The 24,719-nt window shown below is 65.8% G+C and carries 29 protein-coding genes; 12 read left to right on the plus strand and 17 right to left on the minus strand.

Features of this window, described 5'->3' with window-relative positions:
- Positions 1-57: 57 nt before the first annotated feature.
- The 8 genes from AC3A6I_RS13035 to uraH form a co-directional block, all read right to left on the minus strand.
- Complete coding sequence (locus AC3A6I_RS13035; RefSeq protein ID WP_487544146.1) at positions 58-1,140, minus strand: BMP family ABC transporter substrate-binding protein; 1,083 nt, start codon at positions 1,138-1,140, stop codon at positions 58-60.
- A 46-nt stretch (positions 1,141-1,186) separates the two neighbouring features.
- On the minus strand, positions 1,187-2,113 hold the full coding sequence (locus AC3A6I_RS13040) for an ABC transporter permease (RefSeq protein WP_487544147.1): 927 nt from the start codon (positions 2,111-2,113) through the stop codon (positions 1,187-1,189).
- Entirely contained in the window at positions 2,110-3,186 is a 1,077-nt protein-coding gene (locus tag AC3A6I_RS13045; protein WP_487544148.1) for an ABC transporter permease, read from the minus strand. The genes AC3A6I_RS13040 and AC3A6I_RS13045 overlap by 4 nt, the downstream gene beginning before the upstream one ends.
- Complete coding sequence (locus tag AC3A6I_RS13050; protein ID WP_487544149.1) at positions 3,176-4,711, minus strand: ABC transporter ATP-binding protein; 1,536 nt, start codon at positions 4,709-4,711, stop codon at positions 3,176-3,178. Before AC3A6I_RS13050 ends, AC3A6I_RS13045 begins: the two co-directional genes overlap by 11 nt.
- A complete protein-coding gene (gene xdhC, locus AC3A6I_RS13055) occupies positions 4,701-5,573 on the minus strand; it encodes a xanthine dehydrogenase accessory protein XdhC (RefSeq protein WP_487544150.1) in 873 nt (290 codons plus the stop codon). Before xdhC ends, AC3A6I_RS13050 begins: the two co-directional genes overlap by 11 nt.
- A 154-nt stretch (positions 5,574-5,727) precedes the next feature.
- Positions 5,728-8,052: a xanthine dehydrogenase molybdopterin binding subunit gene (gene xdhB, locus AC3A6I_RS13060; RefSeq protein ID WP_487544151.1), complete on the minus strand. Its 2,325-nt coding sequence runs from the start codon at positions 8,050-8,052 to the stop codon at positions 5,728-5,730.
- Positions 8,053-8,203: 151 nt separating this feature from the next.
- Positions 8,204-9,667, minus strand: a complete 1,464-nt coding sequence (gene xdhA, locus AC3A6I_RS13065; RefSeq protein WP_487544152.1) for a xanthine dehydrogenase small subunit — start codon at positions 9,665-9,667, stop codon at positions 8,204-8,206.
- 135 nt (positions 9,668-9,802) lie between these two features.
- Positions 9,803-10,159, minus strand: a complete 357-nt coding sequence (gene uraH / locus AC3A6I_RS13070) for a hydroxyisourate hydrolase (RefSeq protein WP_487544153.1) — start codon at positions 10,157-10,159, stop codon at positions 9,803-9,805.
- Between the two features lie 209 nt (positions 10,160-10,368).
- Here uraH and puuE point away from each other — a divergent pair, with 209 nt between their 5' ends.
- From puuE to AC3A6I_RS13100, 6 genes are all read left to right on the plus strand, one after another.
- Positions 10,369-11,787 carry an allantoinase PuuE gene (gene puuE / locus AC3A6I_RS13075; RefSeq protein ID WP_487544154.1) on the plus strand — a complete coding sequence of 473 codons (1,419 nt, stop codon included), beginning with the start codon at positions 10,369-10,371 and terminating at the stop codon, positions 11,785-11,787.
- A 33-nt stretch (positions 11,788-11,820) separates the two neighbouring features.
- On the plus strand, positions 11,821-13,002 hold the full coding sequence (locus AC3A6I_RS13080) for a hypothetical protein (RefSeq protein ID WP_487544155.1): 1,182 nt from the start codon (positions 11,821-11,823) through the stop codon (positions 13,000-13,002).
- 98 nt (positions 13,003-13,100) lie between these two features.
- Entirely contained in the window at positions 13,101-13,457 is a 357-nt protein-coding gene (locus AC3A6I_RS13085; RefSeq protein WP_487544156.1) for an ArsR/SmtB family transcription factor, read from the plus strand.
- 11 nt (positions 13,458-13,468) lie between these two features.
- Positions 13,469-13,951 (plus strand): SRPBCC family protein, encoded by a 483-nt coding sequence (locus AC3A6I_RS13090; protein ID WP_487544157.1) that lies wholly within the window; start codon positions 13,469-13,471, stop codon positions 13,949-13,951.
- A 97-nt stretch (positions 13,952-14,048) separates the two neighbouring features.
- On the plus strand, positions 14,049-14,516 hold the full coding sequence (locus tag AC3A6I_RS13095) for a VOC family protein (protein ID WP_487544158.1): 468 nt from the start codon (positions 14,049-14,051) through the stop codon (positions 14,514-14,516).
- A 4-nt stretch (positions 14,517-14,520) separates the two neighbouring features.
- Entirely contained in the window at positions 14,521-15,237 is a 717-nt protein-coding gene (locus tag AC3A6I_RS13100) for a DNA alkylation repair protein (protein ID WP_487544159.1), read from the plus strand.
- Here AC3A6I_RS13100 and AC3A6I_RS13105 read toward each other — a convergent pair.
- The 3 genes from AC3A6I_RS13105 to AC3A6I_RS13115 are packed head-to-tail and all read right to left on the minus strand — an operon-like array spanning position 15,234 to position 16,173.
- Positions 15,234-15,464, minus strand: a complete 231-nt coding sequence (locus tag AC3A6I_RS13105) for a hypothetical protein (RefSeq protein ID WP_487544160.1) — start codon at positions 15,462-15,464, stop codon at positions 15,234-15,236. The two genes, AC3A6I_RS13100 and AC3A6I_RS13105, sit on opposite strands and share 4 nt — an antisense overlap.
- Positions 15,464-15,655 (minus strand): hypothetical protein, encoded by a 192-nt coding sequence (locus AC3A6I_RS13110; protein WP_487544161.1) that lies wholly within the window; start codon positions 15,653-15,655, stop codon positions 15,464-15,466. Before AC3A6I_RS13110 ends, AC3A6I_RS13105 begins: the two co-directional genes overlap by 1 nt.
- A gap of 59 nt (positions 15,656-15,714) precedes the next feature.
- Positions 15,715-16,173 carry an SRPBCC family protein gene (locus AC3A6I_RS13115; RefSeq protein WP_487544162.1) on the minus strand — a complete coding sequence of 153 codons (459 nt, stop codon included), beginning with the start codon at positions 16,171-16,173 and terminating at the stop codon, positions 15,715-15,717.
- 45 nt (positions 16,174-16,218) lie between these two features.
- On the opposite strand from AC3A6I_RS13115, the gene AC3A6I_RS13120 reads away from it, so the two are divergent.
- The 6 genes from AC3A6I_RS13120 to AC3A6I_RS13145 all read left to right on the plus strand — a co-directional run bounded on the left by AC3A6I_RS13120 (position 16,219) and on the right by AC3A6I_RS13145 (position 19,956).
- Positions 16,219-16,542 carry an ArsR/SmtB family transcription factor gene (locus AC3A6I_RS13120; protein ID WP_487544163.1) on the plus strand — a complete coding sequence of 108 codons (324 nt, stop codon included), beginning with the start codon at positions 16,219-16,221 and terminating at the stop codon, positions 16,540-16,542.
- 224 nt (positions 16,543-16,766) lie between these two features.
- Complete coding sequence (locus AC3A6I_RS13125) at positions 16,767-17,588, plus strand: bifunctional allantoicase/(S)-ureidoglycine aminohydrolase (protein ID WP_487544164.1); 822 nt, start codon at positions 16,767-16,769, stop codon at positions 17,586-17,588.
- A gap of 2 nt (positions 17,589-17,590) precedes the next feature.
- On the plus strand, positions 17,591-18,085 hold the full coding sequence (locus AC3A6I_RS13130) for an ureidoglycolate lyase (RefSeq protein ID WP_487544165.1): 495 nt from the start codon (positions 17,591-17,593) through the stop codon (positions 18,083-18,085).
- A gap of 99 nt (positions 18,086-18,184) precedes the next feature.
- Positions 18,185-19,009 carry an META domain-containing protein gene (locus tag AC3A6I_RS13135; protein ID WP_487544166.1) on the plus strand — a complete coding sequence of 275 codons (825 nt, stop codon included), beginning with the start codon at positions 18,185-18,187 and terminating at the stop codon, positions 19,007-19,009.
- Positions 19,010-19,062: 53 nt separating this feature from the next.
- The gene (locus AC3A6I_RS13140) at positions 19,063-19,686 is read left to right on the plus strand and encodes a nucleoside deaminase (RefSeq protein WP_487544167.1); all 624 of its coding nucleotides are present in this window, start codon (positions 19,063-19,065) and stop codon (positions 19,684-19,686) included.
- Between the two features lie 87 nt (positions 19,687-19,773).
- Complete coding sequence (locus AC3A6I_RS13145) at positions 19,774-19,956, plus strand: hypothetical protein (protein WP_487544168.1); 183 nt, start codon at positions 19,774-19,776, stop codon at positions 19,954-19,956.
- Here AC3A6I_RS13145 and AC3A6I_RS13150 read toward each other — a convergent pair.
- The 6 genes from AC3A6I_RS13150 to AC3A6I_RS13175 form a co-directional block, all read right to left on the minus strand.
- Complete coding sequence (locus tag AC3A6I_RS13150; protein WP_487544169.1) at positions 19,943-20,071, minus strand: hypothetical protein; 129 nt, start codon at positions 20,069-20,071, stop codon at positions 19,943-19,945. The genes AC3A6I_RS13145 and AC3A6I_RS13150 overlap by 14 nt on opposite strands.
- 254 nt (positions 20,072-20,325) lie before the next feature.
- On the minus strand, positions 20,326-20,523 hold the full coding sequence (locus tag AC3A6I_RS13155) for a hypothetical protein (RefSeq protein WP_487544170.1): 198 nt from the start codon (positions 20,521-20,523) through the stop codon (positions 20,326-20,328).
- 63 nt (positions 20,524-20,586) lie between these two features.
- Positions 20,587-22,134 carry a DEAD/DEAH box helicase gene (locus AC3A6I_RS13160; RefSeq protein ID WP_487544171.1) on the minus strand — a complete coding sequence of 516 codons (1,548 nt, stop codon included), beginning with the start codon at positions 22,132-22,134 and terminating at the stop codon, positions 20,587-20,589.
- Between the two features lie 495 nt (positions 22,135-22,629).
- Positions 22,630-23,427 (minus strand): molybdopterin-dependent oxidoreductase, encoded by a 798-nt coding sequence (locus AC3A6I_RS13165; protein WP_487544172.1) that lies wholly within the window; start codon positions 23,425-23,427, stop codon positions 22,630-22,632.
- A complete protein-coding gene (locus AC3A6I_RS13170; RefSeq protein WP_487544173.1) occupies positions 23,424-24,293 on the minus strand; it encodes a cytochrome b/b6 domain-containing protein in 870 nt (289 codons plus the stop codon). The genes AC3A6I_RS13165 and AC3A6I_RS13170 overlap by 4 nt, the downstream gene beginning before the upstream one ends.
- Before the next feature lie 78 nt (positions 24,294-24,371).
- Entirely contained in the window at positions 24,372-24,692 is a 321-nt protein-coding gene (locus AC3A6I_RS13175) for a hypothetical protein (protein WP_487544174.1), read from the minus strand.
- Positions 24,693-24,719: the final 27 nt, after the last annotated feature.

Genomic DNA, 24,719 nt, shown 5'->3' on the forward strand with positions numbered 1-24,719 from the left:
CGGCCTCAGTTCAGATGGAGCGGACTTTCGGCCCGTCCCTCGCTTGACTGTCGAAGCTTACGCCTCGATGCCCTCGACATACCAGTCGACGGCCCAGAACTCGCCGTCGTCGATGACGTCGCCGGCAGCGACGCGCTCGGCGCCGGTATTGTCGTTGATCGGGCCGGCGAACGGGTGGAGCGTGCCGGCGATGATCTCGGCCTTCACCTTGTCGGCGGCGGCGACCACGTCGGCCGGGACCTTGGCGTTATAGGGCCCGATCTCGACTTCGCCCGACGCGAGGCCGTCCCACACGCTGCTCTCGACCCAGGTGCCGTCGAGCACCGACTGCACCGAGCGGGTGTAGTGCGGGCCCCAGCGGTCGATGATCGAGGTCAGGTGCGTGTTGGGCGCGAACTGGCTCATGTCGGCGCCCTGGCCGAACACGCCGACAATGCCGCGCTCCTCGGCGATCTGCGGGATCACCGGCCCGTCGGTGTGCTGGGCGATGATATCGATGCCCTGGTCGATCAGCGCGCGCGCCTGCTCCGCTTCCTTCGGCGGATCGAACCAGCTGTCGATATAAACCACCTTCACCGTCACGTTCGGGTTCACCTTGCGGGCTGCGATGGCGAACGCGTTGGCGCCCATGCGCACTTCGGGGATCGGCACCGATCCGACATAGGCGAGCTTGTTGGTCTTGGTCATCATGCCGGCCACCGTGCCCAGCACCGCGCGGCCTTCATGGAAGCGTGCGTTGTAGAGCGACAGGTTCGGGGCGCTGACATTGCCGGTGGCCCACTCGAACTTCACGTCCGGGAACTGCTTGGCGACCTTGTGCATGTAGTCGCCGAAGCCGAAGCTGGTGCCGTAGATCAGCTGGTGGCCCTGCTGGGCCAGCTCGCGGAACACGCGCTCGCTGTCCGGCCCCTCGGCGACATTGGTCACGACCGTGGTCTCGACCTTGTCCTCGCCGATGGCCTCGAGCATTTCCAGCCGGCCGCGATCATGGCCGTGGTTCCAGCCATTGTCGTCGGGCGAGCCGATGAGGACGAAGCCGACCTTGAGCTTTTCCTGTGCGAAAGCGCGCGAGCCGAGCAGCGGCAGCGCTGCCGCGGCGCCGCCGATCTTGAGCATCATGCGTCTGTTGAACTGGGTCATATGCGGAGTCTCCTGTTTTTGACGTCCCTGGTGAAAGAGCCCGCGCTCAGCCCGTTGCGATGAAAGGCTTGCCGAGACAGGCGGGAGCGGATGTGTTGCCGGCCCGCCGGAGCGAGATCAGCAACAGAACGACGACCGTCGCGAGATAGGGCAGCGCGGCCCAGAATTCGGACGGCAGCACGCGGAAGGCGCTGTTGGATTTGGCGTAGACCTCGAGGATCATCATCAACCCGAAGAAGTACGCGCCGGCGAGCAGCCGGAACGGGCGCCAGGCCGCGAACACCACCAGCGCCAGCGCGATCCAGCCGCGACCGGACGTCAGCCGTTCCACCCATTGCGGGGTGAGAAACAGCGGGAAGCATGCCCCGCCGATCCCAGCCATAGCGCCGCCGAACGCGACCGCGAGATAGCGCACGCCGATGACATTGTAGCCGATCGAATGGGCGCTGAGGTCGTTCTCGCCCACGGCGCGCAGGATCAGCCCTGAGCGCGTGCGCTGCAGGAACCACCAGACGGCGACCACCATGAACAGGGCGAAATAGACCAGCGGCGAATAGCCGAAGAACAGCCGCAGGATCGGGTCAGTGGCAAGCCCGGGCGGAAAGGGCGAGCCCATGGTCGGGACGCTCTGACCGGTATAGGGCTTGCCGAACAGGGCCGAAAAGCCAGTGCCGAGGATGGTGAGCGCGAGGCCCGTCGCCACCTGATTGGCTGAAAGCGTAAGGGTAAGGAACCCGAAGATCAGCGATGACGCAGCGGCGGCCACCGCCGCGCAGACAATGGCGAGCAGCGGATTGCCCGTGGTGAGCATCACCGCCACGGTGATCACCGCGCCGATCAGCATCATACCCTCGACGCCGAGATTGAGCACGCCGCTCTTTTCGACCACCAGTTCGCCCAGCGCGGCGAGCAGGATCGGCGTTGCCGCCGCGATCATGGCCATGACGAAGGCAATGACGATATCGCCGCTCATGCCGCGATCTCCCCCTGGCGCAAGGTGCGGAAGCGGTAGCGCACCAGGATGTCGCTGCCGAGCAGCAGGAACAGCATCATCGCCTGGAAGATGCCGACCGCCGCGAACGGCAGTCCGATGGTGATCTGCGCCACCTCGCCACCCACCGCGGTGATCGCGATGGCGATGCCGGCCAGCACCACGCCGAGCGGATGCAGGCGCCCGAGGAAGGCGACGATAATGGCGGTGAAGCCGTAATTGGCCGGGAACTGCAGGATCAAGCGGCCCACCGGTCCCATCGCCTCGAGGATGCCGGCAAAGCCAGCCAGCCCACCCGAGATCAGCAGCGCCAGCCACACCGTGCGATCAGCCGAAAAACCGCCATGCCGCGCGGCATTCGGCGCCGTGCCGACGACCCGGATCTGGAAGCCGAATACCGAGCGCGAGAATACCAGCCAGGCCACCAGCGCCACCAGTAGCGCGATCGGCGCGTTGAGCTGCACGATGGTGCCGGGGATGACATAGGGCAGCGCCTGGTCGGCGCTGAACAGCACCGTCTGCGGCTGTCCCATCGACATCGGGCTCTTGTACGGCCCGGCCAGCAGGTAGTTGAGCAGGTACACCGATGCGTAGGAGAGCATCAGCGTGGTCAGGATCTCGTTGACCTGGAAGCGCACGCGCAGGAAGGCCGGGACCGCCGCATAAGCCGCTCCACCCGCCGCGCCGGCCAGCATCATCAGCGGCATGATCCACCAGCCGGTCATGTCGTTGGTGAGGATGCCCACCCCGGTGCCCGCGATGGCGCCGACGATGTACTGGCCCTCGGCGCCGATGTTCCAGACATTGGCGCGATAAGCGATGGACAGCCCCACCGCGATGATGATCAGCGGCGCGGCCTTCACTGCCAGATCCTGCCACTTGTAGGACGTGACCAGCGGCGTCAGGAAGATTTCGCGTACCGCGCCGAGCCCGTCATAGCCGAGCAGCGTGAAGATGATGGCGCCCAGCACGATGGTGAGCAGCACCGCGCCCACTGGCGCAATGACCTGCAGCAGCTTGCTCGGCTCGGGTCGCTTCTCCAGCCTAAGCTGCATGCACCACCCCCTCGCCGTGAATGCCGCCCATGAGGAGCCCAATCTCCTCGATATCCGCCCCCGAGACCGCCATGGGCTCGGACAACCGCCCCTCGTTGATCACTGCCAGCGTGTCGCACAGCGACAGCAGCTCATCGAGATCCTGGCTGATCACCAGCACGGCCGAACCGGCCGCCGCGAGATCGACGATCGCCTGGTGGATGGCGGCGGCCGCCCCCGCATCGACGCCCCAGGTCGGCTGGCTCACCACCAGCACGCCGGGCTTTTGCAGGATTTCGCGGCCCATGATGTATTTCTGCAGATTGCCGCCTGACAGCGAGCCCGCCGTCGAGGACGGGCCGAGCGCCTTGACCGCAAAGGCGGTGATCACCTCGCCCGCATAGGTCCTGGCCGCGCCCGACCTGATCATCCCCGCCGAGACCATGCCGAGCCGGTCGCGGGCGGTGAGGATGGTGTTGTCGGCCAGCGTGAACTCGGGCACAGCGGCATGGCCGTTCCGCTCCTCGGGCACGCTGGCAAGTCCCTTCAGCCGCCTCTGCTTGGCCGGCAGCGCCCCGACCGGCGCCCCATCGATGGTGATCGAGGCCGCATCGTCCGACAACTCTTCGCCCGAGAGCGCCAGCAGCAGCGCGTTCTGGCCATTGCCCGCGACGCCCGCGATGCCGAAGATTTCGCCCTCGCGCACCGTGAAGGTGATGTCGCGCAGCGGAATGCCGAACGGCCCGGCGCCCGGGAGCGACAGCCGGTTCACCACCAGCCGCTCGCGCCCCATGGTGCGGCCGGCCGGCTTGCTGATGTCCTTGAGCCCCGCGCCGATCATCTTTTCGGCCATCGAGCGCGACGTCTCGACTTTCGGATCGCACGTATCGACCAGCTTGCCGCCGCGCAGGATCGTCGCCGTATCGCACAGCGCTTTGATCTCGTGCAGCTTGTGCGAGATGTAGAGGATCGAGCAGCCTTCCTTGGCCAGCTGGCGCAGCACCACGAACAGCTGGTCGACCTCCTGCGGTGTGAGCACGGAGGTCGGCTCGTCCATGATCAGCAGGCGCGGGTTGAGCAGCAAGGCGCGCACGATCTCGATGCGCTGCCGCTCGCCCACCGACAGGGTCGACACGGTGCGGTGCGGATCGAGCGCCAGACCATATTGCTGCATCACGGCGCGGATGCGCGCCTCGAGCTCGCGGGCCGGGATCTTGGCATCCATGCCCAGCGCGATGTTCTCCAGCACCGTCATCGCTTCGAACAGCGAGAAGTGCTGGAACACCATGCCGATGCCGAGCTTTCGCGCTGCCTTCGGGTTGTGGATCGTCACCGGCGTGCCGTTCCAGCGAATCTCGCCGGCATCGGGCTGCATGATCCCGTAGATCATCTTCACCAGCGTCGATTTGCCGGCGCCGTTCTCGCCCAGGAGCGCGTGGATTTCGCCCGGAAGCACGGAGAAGCCGACATTGTCGTTGGCGAGGACGCCGGGAAAGCGCTTGGTGATGCCCCTCAGCTCGAGGCGGGCAATGAGGCTATTCTCCAACGACGGCTCCCGACTGTGTCGAAACCGGCCGCTCTGCAGATGCTTCCCGGCCGCCAATGTGAACCAAAAGCTCAGCTGCAGCCAGCGCCGCAATCACCTCGGGTCGTTTGTCCCCAAGCCCGTTGGGAAAAGCCGCCCCGCCAATCGGCAGCACCAGCTTTTCGAGCCGATCGGCCGGATAGCCCTCGCCCAGGTACCAGCTGCGGAAACGCGCCTTCTTCGTCTTCGAACCAACCATGCCGACATACGGCGCATCCGCCCGCTGCAGCGCCTCGGCGCAGATCAGAAAATCGAGCGCATGGTCGTGGGTGAGAACGACATAGGTGCTGCCCCACGGCGCCGCGCGCACCACAGCCTCGGGCATGGCCACCGCGTGCGCCGCGACATTGTCGGGCAGCCCCGCGAGCTCATCGGGCCGGGTATCGACCACATGCACCTTCAGCGGCAGCGGCGACAGCGCCCGGGCCAGCGCGTGCCCGACATGGCCGGCGCCGAACAGGAACACATCCGACCGTGCGTCGAGCTCGGCGGCCAGCCGGGCCGCCAGTGTGCGGGCCATCTCGGAAGTGACGTGACGGAGTGCGACCTCCACCCTGCCCCCGCAGCACTGACCGATCTCGGGGCCCAGCGGAATGTCGAGATCGTCGGCCTCTTCGCCCGAGGCGAGCACCTGCCGCGCCCGGTCGATCACCATGTACTCGAGCGCGCCCCCGCCAATAGTGCCGATGATCGCCTCGGGCGAGATCAGCATGAACGTGCCGGCGGCGCGGGGGGATGATCCGCGGACGGCGGAGAGTTCGGCGACAATGGCCGCGGGATGGGCGGTGAGGAAGGTTTGGAGTTGGGTCGGGGAGAGGGTCATGCCCAACACCCCTCAGCCGTCTCGGCCTTCGGCCGATCCACCCTCTCCCCGACGGGGAGAGGAATAGTGGTGGCCACCACGCTCTCCGCATTCTTCTCCCCGTCGGGGAGAAGGTGGCGCGTAGCGCCGGATGAGGGGTTGCCACGCGCTGGTGTCATTGGACACCCTTCCGCATCCGCTCGACCGCCAGCAGCACGCGCTCTGGCGTTGCCGGCATGTCGAGCCGCGGCGCGATCCGGTAATCCGCCACCGACGCCACAGCCATCGACAGCGCCTCGACCACCGAATAGCCCAGTACCAGCGGTGGCTCGCCGACGGCCTTGCTCCGCCCGATCGCCGGCTCCTTGTTGATGCTCCACTCGGCCAGCCGCACGTTGAAGATGCGCGGCACGTCGGAGGTGACCGGGATCTTGTAGGTCGAGGGGGCGTGCGTGCGCAGCTGCCCCTTCTGGTCCCACCACAGCTCTTCGGTCGTCAGCCAGCCCATGCCCTGGATGAAGCCGCCTTCGACCTGGCCGATATCGATGGCCGGGTTGAGCGAGCGGCCGACATCCTCGAGCACATCGGCGCGATCGACCACATACTCGCCGGTCAGCGTGTCGATGGTGACTTCCGACGCCGCCGCGCCATAGGCGAAATAGTAGAACGGACGGCCGCGGCCGGTGGTGCGGTCCCAGTGGATTTTTGGCGTCTTGTAGAAGCCGGCCGCCGACAGCGACACGCGGTTCATCCAGCACGACGTGGCCAGTTCGTCGAACGGCACGAATTGCTGCCCGGCGCGGATGCCGCCGAATTCCCACTGCACCTCGCTCGGCTCGACCTCGTAGATGAAGGCCGCGTGCGCCGCCATGCGCGCCTTGATCTGGTTGGCGCCATCGAGCGCCGCCATGCCGTTGAGATCGGTGCCCGACGAGGCGGCTGTGGCCGAGGTATTGGGCACCTTGCTCGTATTGGATGCGGTGATCTGCACCCGCTCGACCGGCACGCCGAACGCGTCGGCGACCACCTGCATCACCTTGATGTGCAGCCCCTGCCCCATCTCGGTGCCGCCATGGCTGAGATGGATCGAACCGTCGCGATAGACATGCACCAGCGCCCCGGCCTGATTGTGCCAGGTCGCCGTGAACGAGATGCCGAACTTCACCGGCACCATGGCGATGCCCTTCCTGAGCACCCGGTTATGCCGGTTGAACGCGAGAATGGCAGCGCGCCGCGCCTGGTAGTCGGAACTCTCTTCGAGGTCGGCGATCACGCGGTGGATGACATTGTCCTCCACCTCCTGGTGGTAGGGCGTGATGTTGTTCGTGTCGGTGCCGTAGAAATTGGCCTTGCGGATCTCCAGCGGATCCTTGCCCAGCGCGTAGGCGATATCCTCGATCCAGCGCTCGGCCGCGATGATCCCCTGCGGCCCGCCAAAGCCACGGAAGGCGGTGTTCGACACGGTGTTGGTGAACAGCGGCAGCGAGTTCACGCGGACGGCCGGGTACCAATAGGCATTGTCGGCATGGAACAGCGCCCGGTCGGTTACCGGCCCGCTGAGGTCGGCCGAGTAGCCGGCGCGCGCCGCGTAGGTCGCGTTCACCGCCTGGATCTTGCCCGTGTCGTCGTAGCCGACATCGTAGTCGACGGTGAAATCGTGGCGCTTGCCGGTGATCTGGAAATCGTCGTCGCGGTCGGGCCGGATCTTGATGGGACGGTTGAGCTTTTTCGCCGCAAGCGCTGCAACTGCTGCGAAAAGATTGCCCTGCGTCTCCTTGCCGCCGAAGCCGCCGCCCATGCGCCGCATGTTCACGGTGACCGCGGCGTGCGGGATGCCGAGCACCTGCGCCACCATCACCTGGATCTCGGTCGGGTGCTGGGTCGAACAGTGGATGGTGACTTCGTCATCCTCGCCCGGCACGGCCAAGGCCGCCTGGCTCTCGAGGTAAAAATGCTCCTGCCCGCCGATCCGCACCCGCCCCTTCACCCGGCGCGGCGACGCAGCCAGCCCGGCCTCGACATCGCCCCGCTCGAGCTTCAGCGGCTCCGTGACCAGCTTGCCACCGGCCGCAATGGCCGCGTCGACATCGGTGATGTGCGGCAGCTCGCGATACTCGATCTGCACCAGCTTCGCAGCGCGCCGCGCCGCCTCGCGCGTAGTCCCAATCACCGCAAACAGCGGCTGGCCCCAGGTGACAACGCGGGTCGTCGCGAACACCGGCTCGTCATGCTTGTGCACCGAGCTGATATCGTTCTCGGCCGGCACGTCATCGGCGGTGAGCACCGCGACGACGCCCGGCGCCTTGCGCACGGCGTCGAGGTCGATCGAGGCAATATCGGCATGCGGCTTGGTCGACAGCCCGAGATAGGCGTGCAGCGTCCCCTCGGGCTCGAGCAGGTCGTCGATATAGTCGGCCCGCCCAGCCACTTGCTTCGCGGCAGAATCGTGCGCGACCGAGACGTGCAGCGGCGAAGCGGTGATGGGGGACTGCTTGTTCATGTGCGTGCGGCCTCCCCCCTCCCGGCCTCCCCCACAAGGGGGGAGGTGAAGAAGGTGCCCATGGCACAGGCCAGGCCACAATCGCAGAACGGCACCTCCCCCCTTGTGGGGGAGGATGGGAGGGGGGTGCAGCGCGCGCCGATGTCCGCCATCACGCCACCTCCCGCGTCAGCCGTTCGCCGGCGCCGGTGGTTTCGAGGAAGAACCGGCGCAGCAGATTCTGCGCCACGAGCAGCCGATATTCAGCCGAAGCGCGCATGTCGGTGAGCGGCTGATAGTCCTCGGCAAAGGCCGGCAGCGCCGCCTCCACCGTCGAACTCGTCCACGGCTTGCCGAGCAATGCCGCTTCCACCGCCTTGGCCCGCTTCGGCGTCGCCGCCATGCCGCCATAGGCGATGGTGAGCGCCTCGACCTTGCCGTCGGACACCTTCAGCCGGAACGCACCGCATACCGACGAGATATCTTCATCCCGGCGCTTCGAAATCTTGTAGACCGCCACCTGCTCGTCGGCGGCGGGCAGCGGAATGGTGACGGCCTCGACGAACTCGCCCGGCTGCCGGTCCTGTTTGCCATAGGCGATGAAGAAATCCTCGAGCTTCACCGTGCGCCGGACCTCGCCCTTGCGCAGCGTGATCGAAGCACCGAGAGCGATCAGCGGCGGCGGCGTGTCGCCGATGGGCGAACCGTTGGCGATATTGGCGCCGATCGTCCCGGCATTTCGCACCTGCCTGCCGCCGATGCGGTCCCACAGCTCGCTCAGCTGCGGCAGGTTGCGGCCGATGGCGGCCGCCGCCTCGGTATAGGTGACGGCGGCGCCCAGTATGAGGGCGGTGCTGGTTTCCTCGATCCGGTGCATTTGCGGCACCTCGCCGATGAAGATCATCGGCCCAATGTCGCGCATGAATTTGGTGACCCAAAGGCCGACATCGGTAGCGCCCGACACCAGCGTGCCGGTGGGGTTCTGCTCGTAGATTTCGGCCAGGTCGTCCACCGAGGCCGGCACGATCAGCCGGTCCTTGCCCGACCCGATATCCACGCGCTTGCCGTCGCGCAGCGCAATCACCCGCGCCTTCATCGTCGCGCGATGCAGCACCAGCGGATCGGCCCCGACGCTGCCATAAGCCGAGATCGCCTGCCCGGCCTTGATGATCGGCGTATAGCCGGTGCAGCGACAAAGATTGCCCTGCAGCGCCGTCTCGATGGCTCCAACCGAGGGGTCCGCATCCTGCATCCACAGCCCATAGAGCGACATCACGATGCCCGGTGTGCAGAACCCGCACTGGCTGCCGTGATTATCCACCATCGCCTGCTGCACCGGATGCAGCGGGCCATTGGCGGCACTGAGATGCTCCACGGTCACGATATGCGTGCCATCAAGGCTGCCGACAAAGGCGATGCAGGCATTGACGCTCTCATAGACGAGATCATCGCCGCGCAGCCGCCCGACCAGCACCGTGCAGGCCCCGCAATCACCTTCGGCGCAGCCTTCCTTCGACCCGGTCATCCGGCGGTCGAGGCGCAGATAGTCGAGCAGCGTCCGCGTCGCCGAGATATCCGTCAGCACGACGTCTTCGTCGTTGAGGATGAAGCGCAGCTCGCGGCGGACATCAGCCATGCTATGTCTCCACGCCCACGACGTCATTCCCGCGAAGGCGGGAAACTAGTGGGATGTCGACAATCCGGCACTGGGTTCCCGCTTTCGCGGGAATGACGCCAGTGCAGATTGCGGTGGTGGCGCGTGCCCTCAGCATCAGCTGCCCCGATAGGTCGAGTAGCCGTAGGGCGAAACCAGCAGCGGCACGTGGTAATGCGCGGCTTCGCTGATGGTGAAGCGCACCGGCACAGTATCGAGGAAGGGCGCATCGAGCTCGACGCCGATCCGCTCAAAATACTGCCCGACGTGGAAGATCAGTTCGTAGCCGCCGAGATGGAAGCGATCGCCGTCGAGCAGTGGCTGGTCGACCCGGCCATCGGCGTTGGTGTGGCCCGACCAGATGTGATGGGTGTGGTCCCCATGCACCATCAGCAGATCGAGCCGCATGCCGGCCGCCGGCTTGCCATGCGTGGTATCGAGAACATGCGTCGTCAGGCGTGCTGCACCCGCCATAAACTCATCCTTCGCCTGGGCCGCGAGGCCCGCCCCGGCCGCCGCTTGCCGATGAGGCACTCCGTCTAGATTGGCTGACTATTGAGCAAATCTACCGCGGTTCCAAGGGGGTGCGCGACAGTTTTTTACCAATTGGTCCACTTTCTGCCGCCTTGCGTCGTGGTGTCTGGCTCGGCGATAAATCGGGGATCAAGCTCGAGGTGCTCGCCATGCGTTATCCCCGCAACCTGCAGGGCTACGGCCCCAATCCGCCGCATGCGCAGTGGCCGGGCGGTGCCAATGTCGCAGTGCAGTTCGTCCTCAACTACGAGGAAGGTGGCGAGAACAATATCCTGCACGGCGACGCGGCCTCGGAGGCCTTCCTCGTCGACGTGATCGGCGCCACCCCGTGGCAGGGCAAGCGCCACTGGAACGTCGAGTCGATGTACGAGTACGGCGCTCGCGCCGGCTTCTGGCGGCTGCACCGGCTGTTCACCGGGCTCAACCTGCCCGTCACCGTCTACGGCGTCGCCACCGCCCTGCAGCGCGCACCCGAGCAGACGAAGGCGATGCTCGATGCAGGCTGGGAGATTGCCAGCCACGGGCTCAAGTGGATCGATTATCGCGACCACGACATCGAGCACGAGCGGCTCGACCTGCACGCAGCGATCAAGCTTCACACCGAAGTGGTCGGCACCCGCCCCACCGGCTGGTATTGCGGCCGCACCTCGGTGAACACCGTCGATCTCGCCAGCGAGGAAGGCGGCTTCACCTATGTCTCGGACACCTATGACGACGACCTGCCCTATTACCGCGAGCACCTCGGCGCGCCGCAGCTGATCATCCCCTATTCGCTCGCCACCAACGACATGCGCTTCACCACCGCGTCGGGCTTTGCCAATGGCGAGGAATATTTCCAGCTACTCAAAGACACCTTCGATGTCCTGTGGGAGGAGGGCGAAACCGGCTCGCCCAAGATGATGTCGATCGGGCTGCACTGTCGCCTCGTCGGCATGCCCGGCCGCTTCGCCGGCCTCAAGCGCTTCGTCGACTATGTGCTGAGCAAGAACAAGGTCTGGATCGCCAGGCGCATCGACATCGCCGAGCACTGGATCAAGACGCATCCGTTCGAAAAGCCGGAGCTCGTCCCGAGCGAGCTCGCCTATGACGATTTCACCCAGCTCTTCGGCAACGTGTTCGAGCACTCCGAATGGGTCGCCGAGCGCGCCTTCAAGCGCGAAATGGGTCCCGTCCACGACACCGCCACAGGCCTCCACGCCCTGATGTGCCAGGTCTTCCGCGCCGCCAGCGATGAAGAGCGGCTCGGCGTCCTCAACGCCCACCCCGACCTCGCCGGCAAGCTCGCCGCCGCCAAGCGCCTCACCGCCTCCTCGGAAGCCGAACAGGCCTCCGCCGGCCTCGACGCGCTCACCGACGCCGAGCGCGAAAAATTCGGCACCCTCAACGCCGCCTATGTCGAGAAATTCGGCTTCCCCTTCATCATCGCCGTCCGCGACAACACCAAGGCCCAGATCCTCGCCGCATTCGAAAAGCGGCTGAACAATTCTCGCGAGAACGAATTCGCCACGGCCTGCCGGCAAGTAGAGCGAATAGCGGAGTTGCGGATCAGAACAATATTTGTCCAGTGACACGGATCGCGAAAGCCCCCTTTACTGGCAGGTATGTCGCGAATCAGCTTCATTGCCACCACTGACTCCAGTTGGAGCGTCACCGACGGCGCGCTGCGGATAGGTATCGAGATCGACGAGGCAGACGGCGGCAAGCGCGCCGAGACCGTTTATTTCACCGTCCCGGACAATTTCCAGGCTCATCCCGATCTCGTCTGCGTTGCGCTCGCAACGCTTGCCGGCAGGAAGTATCCAACAGTAGCGTTCGATTTCGCCGCCTCACCGCGAGTACAGAAGGCCATTGCCACCGCCTATGGCGTGGCACTCGAGTTCAGGGGCGCGGCGCCGCCGCCGCGCCAGGCCGGTGACGGGGCGGTGCTGAACTTTTCCGGTGGATTCGACTCAATGACCGCATTGGCACTCGCCGAGGGCCAGCCGCTGCGGCTGCTGTCGATGGACTATGGCGGATATTTCGAGCGCGAGGAAACCTATTTCCGGACCTTCGACACTGTCATATGTCGCACTGACCTGCGCCAGAAGGGGTTTCACAACGACTGGCGCTTCATGGCCACCGGCTCGCTGCTGCTGGCCGACATGCTGGACGCAGGCATAGCCGGCTTTGGCGCGGTACTCGAGGCATCAGCCTGGAACTTTCGCCCCGACTACGGCTACCAGCGACCGGGAGATTTCCTGCTCCGTGCCGTCGGGCTCGAGCAGAGCTCGTGGGTGCGCGGGTTGACCGAATTCGGCACAGCGATGGCCATGCTCGCCCTCAAGCCGGATACGATCATTCCCTCGTTGACCTCGCTCGCCGCACCCGGCAGCGAGAAATTCCTGCGTAAACAGCTCCTGGTCGAGCTCGCCGCCGAGCTGCTGGCGCTGCCGCTGCCGGCCATCGGCGAACGTCAGCCCCCGCGCCAGCCGGTCGCCTTCGGCACCGCCTTCGCCATCGATTTCCTTGCGCTCTATTTCATCAAGCGCCTCGGCCGGGACTACGTGTCGACCTTCATCTCGGACATTCCCGATGATGATGACCTCAGAGACATCATCGCCGCCAATCTCGATTTCTACGTGAAGTATAATCCCAGCTTCATTTCGCACATCCCGCCGACCATGCGAAACCACGTGCTGGCGCGCATGCACCAGGCGGGGCTCTATCCTTACGGCGAACTCGACTTCCAGAGTTTCGACCGGGTCCGCCGATATCTCGGCCGGCGCTACCCGATCGGCTCCTGACCTGAACCATCGCCCCATCGGTGCACCTCACGCCACCGCTTGACATCGCTGGTCATTGTCTATAACCATATCGCTATATACAAAATTGGTTATAGAAAATGGCCCCGACCCAATCGCAGCTCGATCTCACCTTTGCGGCACTGTCCGATCCCACCCGGCGGGCCATCCTTGCCCGGCTGGCGGAAGGCGATGCGACGGTGAATGAACTCGTTGCCCCGTTCAACCTGAGCCAGCCGGCGATCTCCAAGCACCTGAAGGTGCTCGAGGCCGCCGGTCTCGTTTCCCGTGGCAAGGATGCGCAGCGCCGGCCGGTGCATATCGAGGCGGCACCGATGGCGGCCGCGGTCGGCTGGCTCGAGGAGTTCCGCAAGTTCTGGGAGCACAGCTACGGCCGGCTCGATGGTCTGCTGGCCGAACTGCAAAGCCTCGCCCCCAAGTCCGGCAACAAGAACTGAGGACCCGCGCCATGATGCCCCCGCTGACCATCGCCCTGCCCTCGGATCGCGAGATCGAGATCACCCGCACTTTCAGGGCGCCCGCCGAACTGGTGTTCGACTGCTGGACCATTCCGGCGCTGATCAAGCGCTGGCTCGGCTTTGCCGACTGGACCTTTGTCACCTGCGAGTTCGATGCGCGCGTGGGCGGCAAGTGGCGCTTCGTCACCCGCAGCCCGAACGGCTTCGAGATGGGCTCGGGCGGCGAAGTGCTTGAGCTCACCCGCCCCGACTGGATCAAGACCACCGAGCTCTACGACCAGGACTGGACCGGCGGCGAGACCATCGTCACCAACTCCATTTCCGAGCATGACGGCATCGCCACTTCGGTGGTGACCATTCTCTACCCGAGCAAAGAGGCTCGGGACGGCGCCCGCGCTACGCCGATGGCCGACGGCATGGAAACCGGCTTCAAGCGGCTCGATGAGCTGCTCGCCGACATGCCGGACTACTGACCCGCAGCAACGGGACCGTTTCGACTGCGACTGCCCCGGCCGCCGGCGCGTTACGTGCCGGGGACAGGGAAACTCAACCCCAACGAGGAGACCTCGAATGCCCAAGATCATGCCCTGCCTGTGGATCGACAACCGCATCGACGAGATGGTCGATTTCTACGTGAAGACCTTCAAGGACGCCGAGATCCGCGAGAAGACGCCCGGAGCTGACGGCGGCACGCTGACCATCACCTTCCGGCTCAAGGATCAGGAGTTCATGGCCCTGAACGGCGGTCCCGGCCCGCACTTCAAGTTCAACGAAGCCGTCTCGTTCACCGTCGACTGCAAGGACCAGGCCGAGGTCGACTATTACTGGGACATCCTGACCGCCGATGGCGGCGAGGAATCCATGTGCGGCTGGCTCAAGGACAGGTTCGGCCTCAGCTGGCAGATCGTGCCAGCGGGCATCATGAATTACGTCTGGGACCCCAAGAACCCCGAAGGCGCAGCGCGCGCCCAGCAGGCCATGTTCCAGATGCGCAAGCTCGTGATCGCCGACCTCGAGAAGGCCTATGCCGGCAAGTGACCAATTGACCGCTGCCACCGTCCTCGCCCGGCTGCACGCGCTGCAGTCGGACGAGGAACTGCGGAAGTACGAGCGCTACTTCAAGTTCGGCGAGGGTGAATACGCCCATGGCGACCGCTTCATCGGCGTGCGCATGGGCCATGTCTTCGCCCTCGCCAAGGAATTCGTGTTGCTGCCGCCCGACGAGATCGAGACGCTCATGGAGGCCGATTTCCATGAGGCGCGCGCCGCCGCGGTCAGCGTCATGGCCAAACAGTACGCCGCCAGGAAAACCACACCGGAGCGCCGGCAGGAGCTGTTCGAACTCTACCTGCGCCGGCACGACCGCATCAACAACTGGGACCTCGTCGATCTCGGAGCCTGGCACGTGATCGGCCCGCATCTCGTGCCGGGCGGGCGCGACCTGCTCTATCGGCTGGCCGGGTCGCAAAGCATGTGGGAGCGGCGCACCGCCATCCTCGCCACCTTCGCCTTCATCCGGCGCGGCGAGTACGCTGATACCTTCGCCATCGCCGAAAAGCTGATGGCCGATCCCGAGGACCTGATCCACAAGGCGGTCGGCTGGATGCTGCGCTCGATCGGCGACCGCGCCGCGCTCAGCGCCTTCCTCGACACCCACGCCGCGACCATGCCGCGGGTGATGCTGCGCAACGCGCTCGAGCACTACGCGCCCGAGGAGCGGGCGCGCTACATGGGGCTGGCGAAAACACGCGCCGGCTAGTCGCCGCCGCCGCCCCCATCGCCGCCACTGTCGCTTCCGGCATCGGCAGCTTCGCGCCCATCATTGTCGCGCTGGCTCGGACTGCCATCCGACGCACCCACCGAGGCGCCGCTGTCGTCGTTTCCGCGGCGCCGCCGCGCGCTTGGTGGAAACTGGCTGGAAGCGAACCAGCCGAGCCCGAACAAGGCGATAGCAGCGGCCGCGATGGCGAAAGGCAGCCAGTCCATCAACGCTCGGTCAGATCCGGCGGCCGGGTGTCGTCACGCGGCTCGCCGTCTTCCCAGGCGATGTCGTCCTGCGACGCCGCCGATTGCGGCGCGCCGAGCCGCTCGAGCCACTGGCGGAAGCGGCGGCCAGCCTGTTCGAGCTGGTCCGGATCGAGCAGCGGGCGGTTCGGTTGCGGCATGGGACTGGTCATGATTGGCGACTGTGCGCCGGATTCCTGAAGGCTTTCTGACAGCCGAGCCGCGGATTCACCTACTTGTAGAAACCTTCTCGCAAGTTGATGCCGTGCTCGATCCAGACCTTTAGCGCGCACAGCATGCCGGTCCACCCCTCCGTATTGCCAATGCAGGATTTGAGCCCCGCCTCGGTCTCGCGCCAGCCCGCTTCGGCAATCGTCACCAGCGTGCGGCCATCCTCGAGCGGCTCGAACTCCATGGTCACGGTGGTGTCGTAGGCGCCGGCGCCATCGCCACCATCGGCCGCGCCCCACTTGAGCACGATGCGTTTGTCGGCAACGACTTCGACCACCTGCACCGGAAAGGCGCCGGGGAAATCGGCGAAGTCCCACGTCACCGTTGCCCCGGTCGCCAGACGACCCTTGGCCCCGCCGGTGGTGAAGTAGTTCGACAGCTTGCTCGGATCGACCACCGCCTCGAACACCTCGTGCACCGGCTTGGCGATCCGGCCCGACACCTTGAGCTTGATTACCATGACGTCCTCCTTGTGTTTTCGGCCATTATGTTATAAAAATATAACATGTCAACCGACGACGATAACGACAGGATCTTCAAGGCCTTGGGCAACCGGGTGCGTCGTGCCATGCTCGATCGGCTGAAGAATGCACCGCAAACAACCGGTGCCTTATGCGAGGCCTTCCCCGCGCTCGACCGCTGCACCGTCATGCAACATCTTAAGGTGCTCGAGGACGCCGACCTGCTGATCGTCAAGCGTCAGGGCCGCGAACGCTGGAATCACCTCAACGCCATCCCGATCCAGCAACTGCACGAGCGCTGGATCGGGAGTTATGCGGAACACGCCGCGGATCGCCTGCTGCAGTTGCAGCGCGGGTTGGAGGGCTGATTGGGACACCGTGGTCCTCCCCCGTTTACGGGGGAGGGGGACCGCCGAAGGCGGTGGAGGGGGCGGCCACAAACACCGGCGTTTCCCGTCGCCCCCTCCCCCAGCTGCGCTGGTCCCCCTCCCCCGCTTCGCAGGGGAGGATCACTGCTGCACCGCCAGTGCCCAACTTCCCCGCCCATCCCATCTGCGCTAAGACGGCTCATCCGCGATTGCCCCAGAGTCCCATGGCCTCCTCCACTTATGCCGGCCCGATTGCCGGACTGCCCGACCAGAGCGCGCTCCACACCGGCCGCGCCGTGTTCACCGAGGCTTACGCGCTAATCCCCCGTGGCGTGATGCGGGACATCGTGACCAGCTATTTGCCGCACTGGAGCGACACCCGCGCCTGGATCATCGCCCGGCCGATGACCGGCTTTGCGGAAACCTTCTCGCAATATGTGGTCGAGGTCGCGCCCGGCGGCGGCAGCGCCCAGCCCGAGCCAAACCCCGAGGCCGAAGGCGTGATCTTCGTCACCGAGGGCCAGGCCTCGCTGACTATCGCAGGCGAGGCGCACGCGCTGACGCCCGGCGGCTACGCCTTCCTGCCCCCCGGCTGCGACTGGACGCTGACCAACCGCTCGACCGCGCCTGTCCGCTTCCACTGGATCCGCAAGCGCTACGAGCCAGTCGACGGCGTCGAAGTGCCCGAGGCCTTCGTCACCAACGAGCAGCAGACCCCGATCCGCTGGATGCCGGACACGAACGACACCTGGGGCACCACCCGCTTCGTCGATCCCGCCGATGTGCGGCACGACATGCACGTCAACATCGTGACGCTCGAGCCCGGCGCAGTGATCCCGTTCGAGGAAACCCACGTCATGGAGCACGGGCTCTATGTGCTCGAGGGCAAGGCCGTATACCGGCTGAACCGCGACTGGGTCGAGGTCGAGGCCGGCGATTTCATGTGGCTGCGCGCCTTCTGCCCGCAGGCCTGCTACGCCGGCCCTGCCCGCTTCCGCTACCTGCTCTACAAGGACGTCAACCGCCACGCGAAATTGGAGTTGTGACGATGCAGACCATCGTCATCGAGCCGCTGACGCGCGAGGCCTACGCCCCTTTCGGGCAGGTGATCGAGATCGCGGGGGCGCACCACTATCCGATCAATGCCGGTATGACCGAGCGCTACCACGACCTCGCCCGGGTCGAACTCGGTGGCGTGCATGCCCGCCCGTTGGTGTCGATCGCGCGCGGAAAACCCTATGCGTTGCCGCTGACGCTGAAGATGGTCGAGCGCCACCCGCTCGGCAGCCAGGCCTTCTATCCGCTGGCGCAGCGCCCCTTCCTGTCCATCGTCTGCCCCGATGAAGGTGGCGTGCCCGGCACGCCGCGCGCCTTCCTGTGCGCCCCCGGCCAGGGCATCAACATGGCCATGAACACCTGGCATGGCGTTCTGACCCCGCTCGGCGAAATCACCGATTTCCTGATCGTCGATCGCGGCGGCGAGGGCAACAATCTCGAGGAATATGTCTTCCCTGAGCCCTATCTCATAGTCGATCGCGACTGATCCGTTTACCGGACCGGCATCGAAACGTCGCTTGAGCGTTGCATTTCCTCTATAATTATCAGCATCGCCCTATTGCGGGCGGAGGCTCGGAGGACGCTCATGCGCATCATCGCTGCGATGCTGGCCATTCTGCTGGCCTGGACCGGCTCGGCTCTCGCCGAACGTGTCACCATCACCGGCCAGGTAACCTATCGCGAGCGCATCGCGCTGCCGCCGAACGGCACGCTGAATATCGGCCTCGTCGATCTCGCCGCGCCCGGACAACCTCGCGTCTCGGCCAAGGGCGCCATCGCGACGCCCGGCCAGGTGCCGCTCACCTTCACGCTGAATTTCGAGGACAGCGTCGTGCTGCCCGGTCACCAGTATGCGCTGACCGCCTCGATCTCGGCGGGTGACGGCACGGTATGGTTCACCACCGCCGAGCCCTTCGCCATCGACCCGCTGGCGCCCGCCGCCGATATCATGATCGTCCTCAACCGCGCCGATCGGCCGGCCGAACCTGTGACAGCGCCGGAGCAGCCGGCAAAGGCAGTGGAGCCACCGTCGGCCGATGCAACCGACATCGCCCCGCCCCCGCCGCTGCCGCCCATCCTCGACATCACCTGGGAAGCGGTCAGCATTGGCGGCAACCCGGTGACGCGCAACGTCGTCTCCTCGCTCTCCATCGCGCAGGATATGCGCGCCGGCGGCAAGGGCGGCTGCAATTCGTGGTTCGCGCAGGCCGAACTGAGCGAAGCCCGCCTGCTGTTTTCTGCAGTGGCCGCGACGCGCATGGCCTGTCTTTCCGACGCGGCGACCGCGCAGGAGGACGCCTTCTTCGCCGCCCTCGCCGCAACGCGCTCCTGGCGGCTGGAAGGCGAGACCCTCACCCTGCTCGATAGCGCGAACGCGCCGCTCGCCCTGCTGAAGAAGTCGCCGTTCTAGTTGACGCCGGCGCCGCCCTCGCCTCTGCTAGGACAGTGCCCGCGGAGACAATTATGGATACGCCCGACCTCGTTTCACGCCTGCTCGATGTGACCGAGCAAGACCTCCTGCCGCTGACTCGCCGAGGCGTCGGCGGCGGCAACAAGCTGTTCGGCGCCGCGATCCTTAAAAAATCCGACTTGTCGCTGGTCGTTGCCGAGACCAATAACGAGACCGAGAATCCGATCTGGCACGGCGAGATGCACGCCATTCGCCGCTTCTACGAGATCCCGGCGGCCGAGCGCCCCGCCCCGCGCGACTGCCTGTTCCTCGCCACGCACGAGCCCTGCTCGCTCTGCCTCTCGGGCATCACCTGGAGCGGCTTCGACAATTTCTATTACCTGTTCAGCTACGAGGACACGCGCGACGCCTTCGGCATTCCGCACGACATTCGCATCCTCAAAGAGGTCTACTCCGTGCCGGATCCGGATCGCGGCTACGTCCCGGCCGAGCGCCCGCTCTACAATCGCAAGAATGCGTTTTTCACTGCCCACGACATCCAGCAGATGATCGCCGGCATGGACCGCTCGTCCAAGGAGCGGTTGATCGCCCGCGTCGACGACCTCAACGCCGCCTACAACGACCTGTCGGCTACCTACCAGGCGGACAAGGGCAAGAAGGGCATCCCGCTCAGCTGATCGTCCGTAGTTTTCCGAAGTGGCGTAGCCGGCGCCGCTGCGCATCCATGCCCCTGAGGTCTCGAGTGGCCTGAGGGGCTGGTTGCAATGCAGGAAGAGGAAGAGAGGTCGGCGCGCGTCGAGCTGAATGCAGCAGAGGTTCATTTCTCCGCCGAGGGTGAGGCGGCGTGGGTGGCCGAGCAACTGGACAAGGTGCTCGCGACGCTGAAACAGCTGCGCCCTGCCCATGAGGCCGCCGACGAGACACCCATGGGCGTCATCCTAGGTTGATCACGCTCGCGGCGGCAAAGGCGAGGATCGCGAGAATGGTGGCGAACAGCACGACAAGCAGAATCTGCGTGGCCGTACTCGTCGGCCGGGGGCGTTGGCCGGGTTCGGTGCTCATGCCGAGCCTCAGCCGACGCTGGCGATGGTCGCCGGGACGGCGGTGTCGACCGGCAGTGCCGAAGCTGCGAGGGCGAGGGTCGCCATCGACATGGCGAAGAGGGCAACAAGCGCAAATTTGATCATTTGGGACCCCGGTAGCCGGCGCCTTGGCGCTGGCCTGACGTTCATCTTGCTGGCGACAATGCGGCCATCACGTTGAACGTTCCCGGAATCCGGCGTTTATCTGCGGTTCAGGTTGATCACGTTTTGCCCTCAATCCTGGGGCGGAACCTCGCGCGGCGCCGGCCGCGGCATGGGCTGCAGCAGCGGATCGGTGGTCGGCGTCAGGTCGGGAAACGGCCCCTCGTTGGGCGGCACCTTGGTGCTTGCACCGGAGTCGGGGGTGTCGGAGGGAACCTCGTCCGGCTGCTTGTGGGCAGGCGGGAGCGGCTTGTGCGGATCGGTCGTCATCTCGTCCTCCGTTGACTGGCTTTGCCGTGGGTCAACGGAGGCCGGGACGGGTTCGTTCCGGAGTTAGCCGGCGCTGGCGACGTTGGCACGACGCGCGCGCCCGGCGTCTTTCTGCTTCTTGTTCCAGCGCTGCTTGTTCGCCTTGGGCGGGGTGGCCGGACCCGAGCCGGTCGGCTTCTCCCACCAGCCCGGAGCCGTGGCCGCAGCGCCGCCGTTGCGCGACACGTTGCTGCCGGTGCCGGCACCGCCACGCACCTGCTGCTCGTTGCCGCCATGGCCGCGGCGGCCATCCATGATCGCCGCCTTCTTCGCGCCCGAGAAATGCCGGCCGGCATTGGCCTGCTTGCGCTGGCCATCCGAACGCGCACCGCCACGCGACTGACCTTCCGGCCGGGCACCACCACGCGACTGGCCCTGCTTGGGCGCCGCCTTGGGGATCGGCAGCTTCGCCACCTCGGCGGCCGGGATGACCTCGCCGCCGGCGCCCTTGAGCTCGCCCGAGATCGGCAGCGTACGCCGGATCAACCGCTCGACATCGCGCAGCTTGCCGCGCTCGGTGCCGTCGCACAGGGTGATCGCCGCGCCCGAGGCGCCGTTACGGCCGGTGCGGCCGATGCGGTGCACGTAGTTCTCGGCGTCGTCGGGCAGCTCGTAGTTGATCACGTGCGTGATGTTCTGCACGTCGATGCCGCGCGCCGCGATATCGGTCGCGACCAGCAGCCGGACCTGCCCCGACGAGAAGCCCTTGAGAGCCGCCTGGCGGGCATTGTTGGACTTGTTGCCGTGAATCGCCGCGGCGACATGGCCGTCGGCCTCGAGGTTCTTGGCTACGCGATCGGCGCCGTGCTTGGTGCGCGAGAAGATGATGACGCGGCTCAGCGCCGGGTCCTTCAGCAGCTCGTTGAGCACGCCGCGCTTTTCCTTCGAGCCGGATAGGATCACCCGCTGCTCGATGGTGCCGGCCGTCTGCGCCGGCGGATTGGCCTCGACGCGCACTGGATCGTTCAGCAGGCCCTTGGCGAGATCGGCGATCTCGGGCGCCATGGTGGCCGAGAACATCGCCGTCTGCCGGCGCGGGCCGATGGCGGCAGCGATCTGCTTCACCGCATTGATGAAGCCCATGTCGAGCATGCGATCGGCCTCGTCGAGCACCAGCCACCGCGTCTCGGTGAGCTTGAGCTTGCGATCGTCGATCAGGTCCTTTAGGCGGCCGGGCGTGGCGATGACCACGTCGACGCCGCGAGCGATCTTGTTGATCTGGCCGGCGCGCGAGGCGCCGCCGAGGACGAGCACTGTGGTCAGCTTGGCGCCGGCGAGCTTGTGCAGCACCTCGTCGATCTGCACCGCGAGCTCGCGGGTCGGCGCAAGGATCAGCGCCCGCGTCGTCATCGGATTGGGGCGACCACCGAGCTGGGCGATGCCGGCAAGGATGGGCAGGCCGAACGCCGCCGTCTTGCCCGAGCCGGTCTGGGCGATGCCCATGATGTCGCGGCGCTCGAGCTGCGGCGGGATGGCCTTGGCCTGGATGGGAGTAGGCGTATCGAAGCCGGCAGCGGTCAGCGCGCTGACGAGCTGCGCGGAAAGGCCGAGTTCGGAAAAGGTCTTGGTCAAGTCGTTGTCTTTCATTGGCGCCGGCCAAACGGCGCGTAAGTCGCGCCGTCGGACCCGATGGTCCCGGCGCGCAGGATGAATATTCGATGCAATGGCAGCTGGATTGCCGCACGGTTACGCTGTCTCCCGGTGGTCCCACCCTCGTGGGGTACATTCCCGGGGCACTTCGCCGCTCACCGTTTTGGCCAGTAAGAAGAGAAGTCCATCGCCGCGTTGGGCGAATGGCGTGCATATGGGCCAAGGCGGGGCATTTGGCAAGGGCGGGGCTGGTATGCGGCCCGAATTGGTGGTCCAGCATCGGCGCTAAAGATACCCCCACCCCTGTCCCCTCCCCGCAAGGGGGAGGGAGACGCCAACGCTGTCGCCGGTGCCTGTTGCATGACGACTTGCGAGCGCAGGTCACCTCCCCCCTTGCGGGGGAGGGACAGGGTGGGGGGTATCTGTCGGCACCGAGCTGTCAGACAGTCATCGTCCTTCATCGCGAGATGCGCCGCCTCAAATCCCCCCGTACCAGTCATATCCCTGGTCAGGCCAATATCCCCCCTGCCCCAGGCCGTACTGCGAAAACCCGTCCACCACCTCGATCGTGTGCACGTATTTCGGCTGCTTGTAGCCGAGCGCCCGTTCGATGCGGACGCGCACCGGGGCGCCGTTCTCGACCGGCAGCGTCTGGTCGTTGAGCCCGAAAGCCGCCATCGTCTGCGGATGGAAGGCGTCGATCAGGTCGCAGCTCTCATAGTAGGGCACCGCGCCCGAGAGGCCGCCGCCGAGCTGGTCGAAGCAATGGAACACGAGGAACTTCCCGCCCGGCTTCACCTTCGCTTCGTCGAGCAGCCGGCTCAGCCGCACGCCGGTCCATTTGGCGATGCAGCTCCAGCCCTCGACGCAATCGTGCCGGGTGATCTGGCTCTGCCCCGGCATGTTGCGCAGCTCAGCGAGCGAGTAGGACTTCTCCGTCTCGACCAGACCCGTGACCTTCAGCCGGTAGTCGGCAAAGCCGGTGTCGAATAGCTGCTGATATTCAGGCACATTGGTGCGCGGATCGGTCGAGCCATTGGGGCGCTGACCCTGCCGGATCTCGCTCATCGAGAACTCACGCGCCAGCGCCTGGTCGCCGACCAGCGCCCGCTGCGCCGCGTAGGTGAGACTGTTGGCGCGCTCGAGGAAATCGCGCACCGGATCGTCGCGGCGGACGAGGAAATCGAACTGGTCGCAGCCGGCGAGGATCAGCGAGGCGCCCGAAGCGGCGCCCAACCCGAGCAGGCGCCGGCGATTGAGGATCAGCTTGCTCATTCCGGCTTCTCCTGGTCCGGTTCGGCACCGGGGCTGGTGCGGTAGTAGCCGGTGATCATCGAGCGCAGCTCGTTGATAGGCCCAGCGAGGACGACCATGGCGATGTGGACGACGAAGAACAGCACCAGCAGCACCATGACGATGAAGTGGATGGTGCGCGCCGTCTGTCGCCCGCCGAAGACGTCGACCAGCCACGGCCAGCCCGCATTCATCGTCGGCGACATCGAAAGTCCGGTGAGGATGATCAGCGGAAACAGCACGAAGAACACGCCGAAATAGGCGAACTTCTGCAGCGGCGTGTAGCTGCGGCCGTGATGGAAGCGGAAGCGCAGGTGCTCGATGATGTCGCGCGGCAGCGCTCGCAGATCGCGCGGCTTGAGGATGACGTCACGCCACAGATGCCCGTTGAGCAGGCTGGCAATGGCCCAGATGGCGAGCGTCCCGACCAGCACCCAGGCAAAAAAGAAGTGCACCACGCGTCCCGTCCCGAGATCGCGGACCGACGGGATCGTGACCCACCCCGGAAAGCCCACATATTGCGGCCGCGCCTCGCTGCCGCTCATGCCGAGCACGCCGGTGGTGTCGAACTTCTGGCCGAAGATCGTGGTGAAGCCGCGCGGGCCGGCATCGGTGTTCTCGGCCCCGATGCGCAGGATCGCGTTGTCGTAGGCGAATCCCGATTCCTGGCCGACATAGAGTGCCGGATGCGCGTTCCAGATCTGCAGCCCCGAGAGCAGCAGGAAGAACATGGCGATCACCCACACCCAGTGAGTGACGCGCGTGAAGATCGACTGACGATAGACCAGCGGTCCCTTCGCCTTGGTCGGCCTTTCCGGCACGAGACTATCGATGGCCTGGTCCGTCATCCAAATCCCCTGTTCGCCCCCGAACAATCGCCGAAGCAACGACTGTTCGGGAGCAGATTGCAGCCTATCACGGACAGTTTATTGCGCCGGAGCCATCGCGCCACCGGACATCGCATTGGGCGCCATGGCGTCGGGCGCCATCGGCTGCGACATCGTCGCGTCGCCCGTCAGCAGGTCGTGCACGGTGTGACACGCCTTTTCGTTGTCGGCCTTCATCATCGCATCGGTCGCCATGGCGGCCTTCTCGAGGCACATGCTCATCATCTGGTCGGGCGACATCATCATGTCGCTGCCCATCGCGTCGCTCTGCATGGGCGACGACATCGCATCCTGTGCGATGGCGGCGCCCGAGCCAAGCGCGGCGACAGTCAGGGCAAGGGCAAGCAAGGTGGATTTCATCGAGATTCTCCCGTTGGCCGCCGCGAT

It is taken from the genome of Devosia sp. Soil_C_22 (assembly GCF_057657195.1).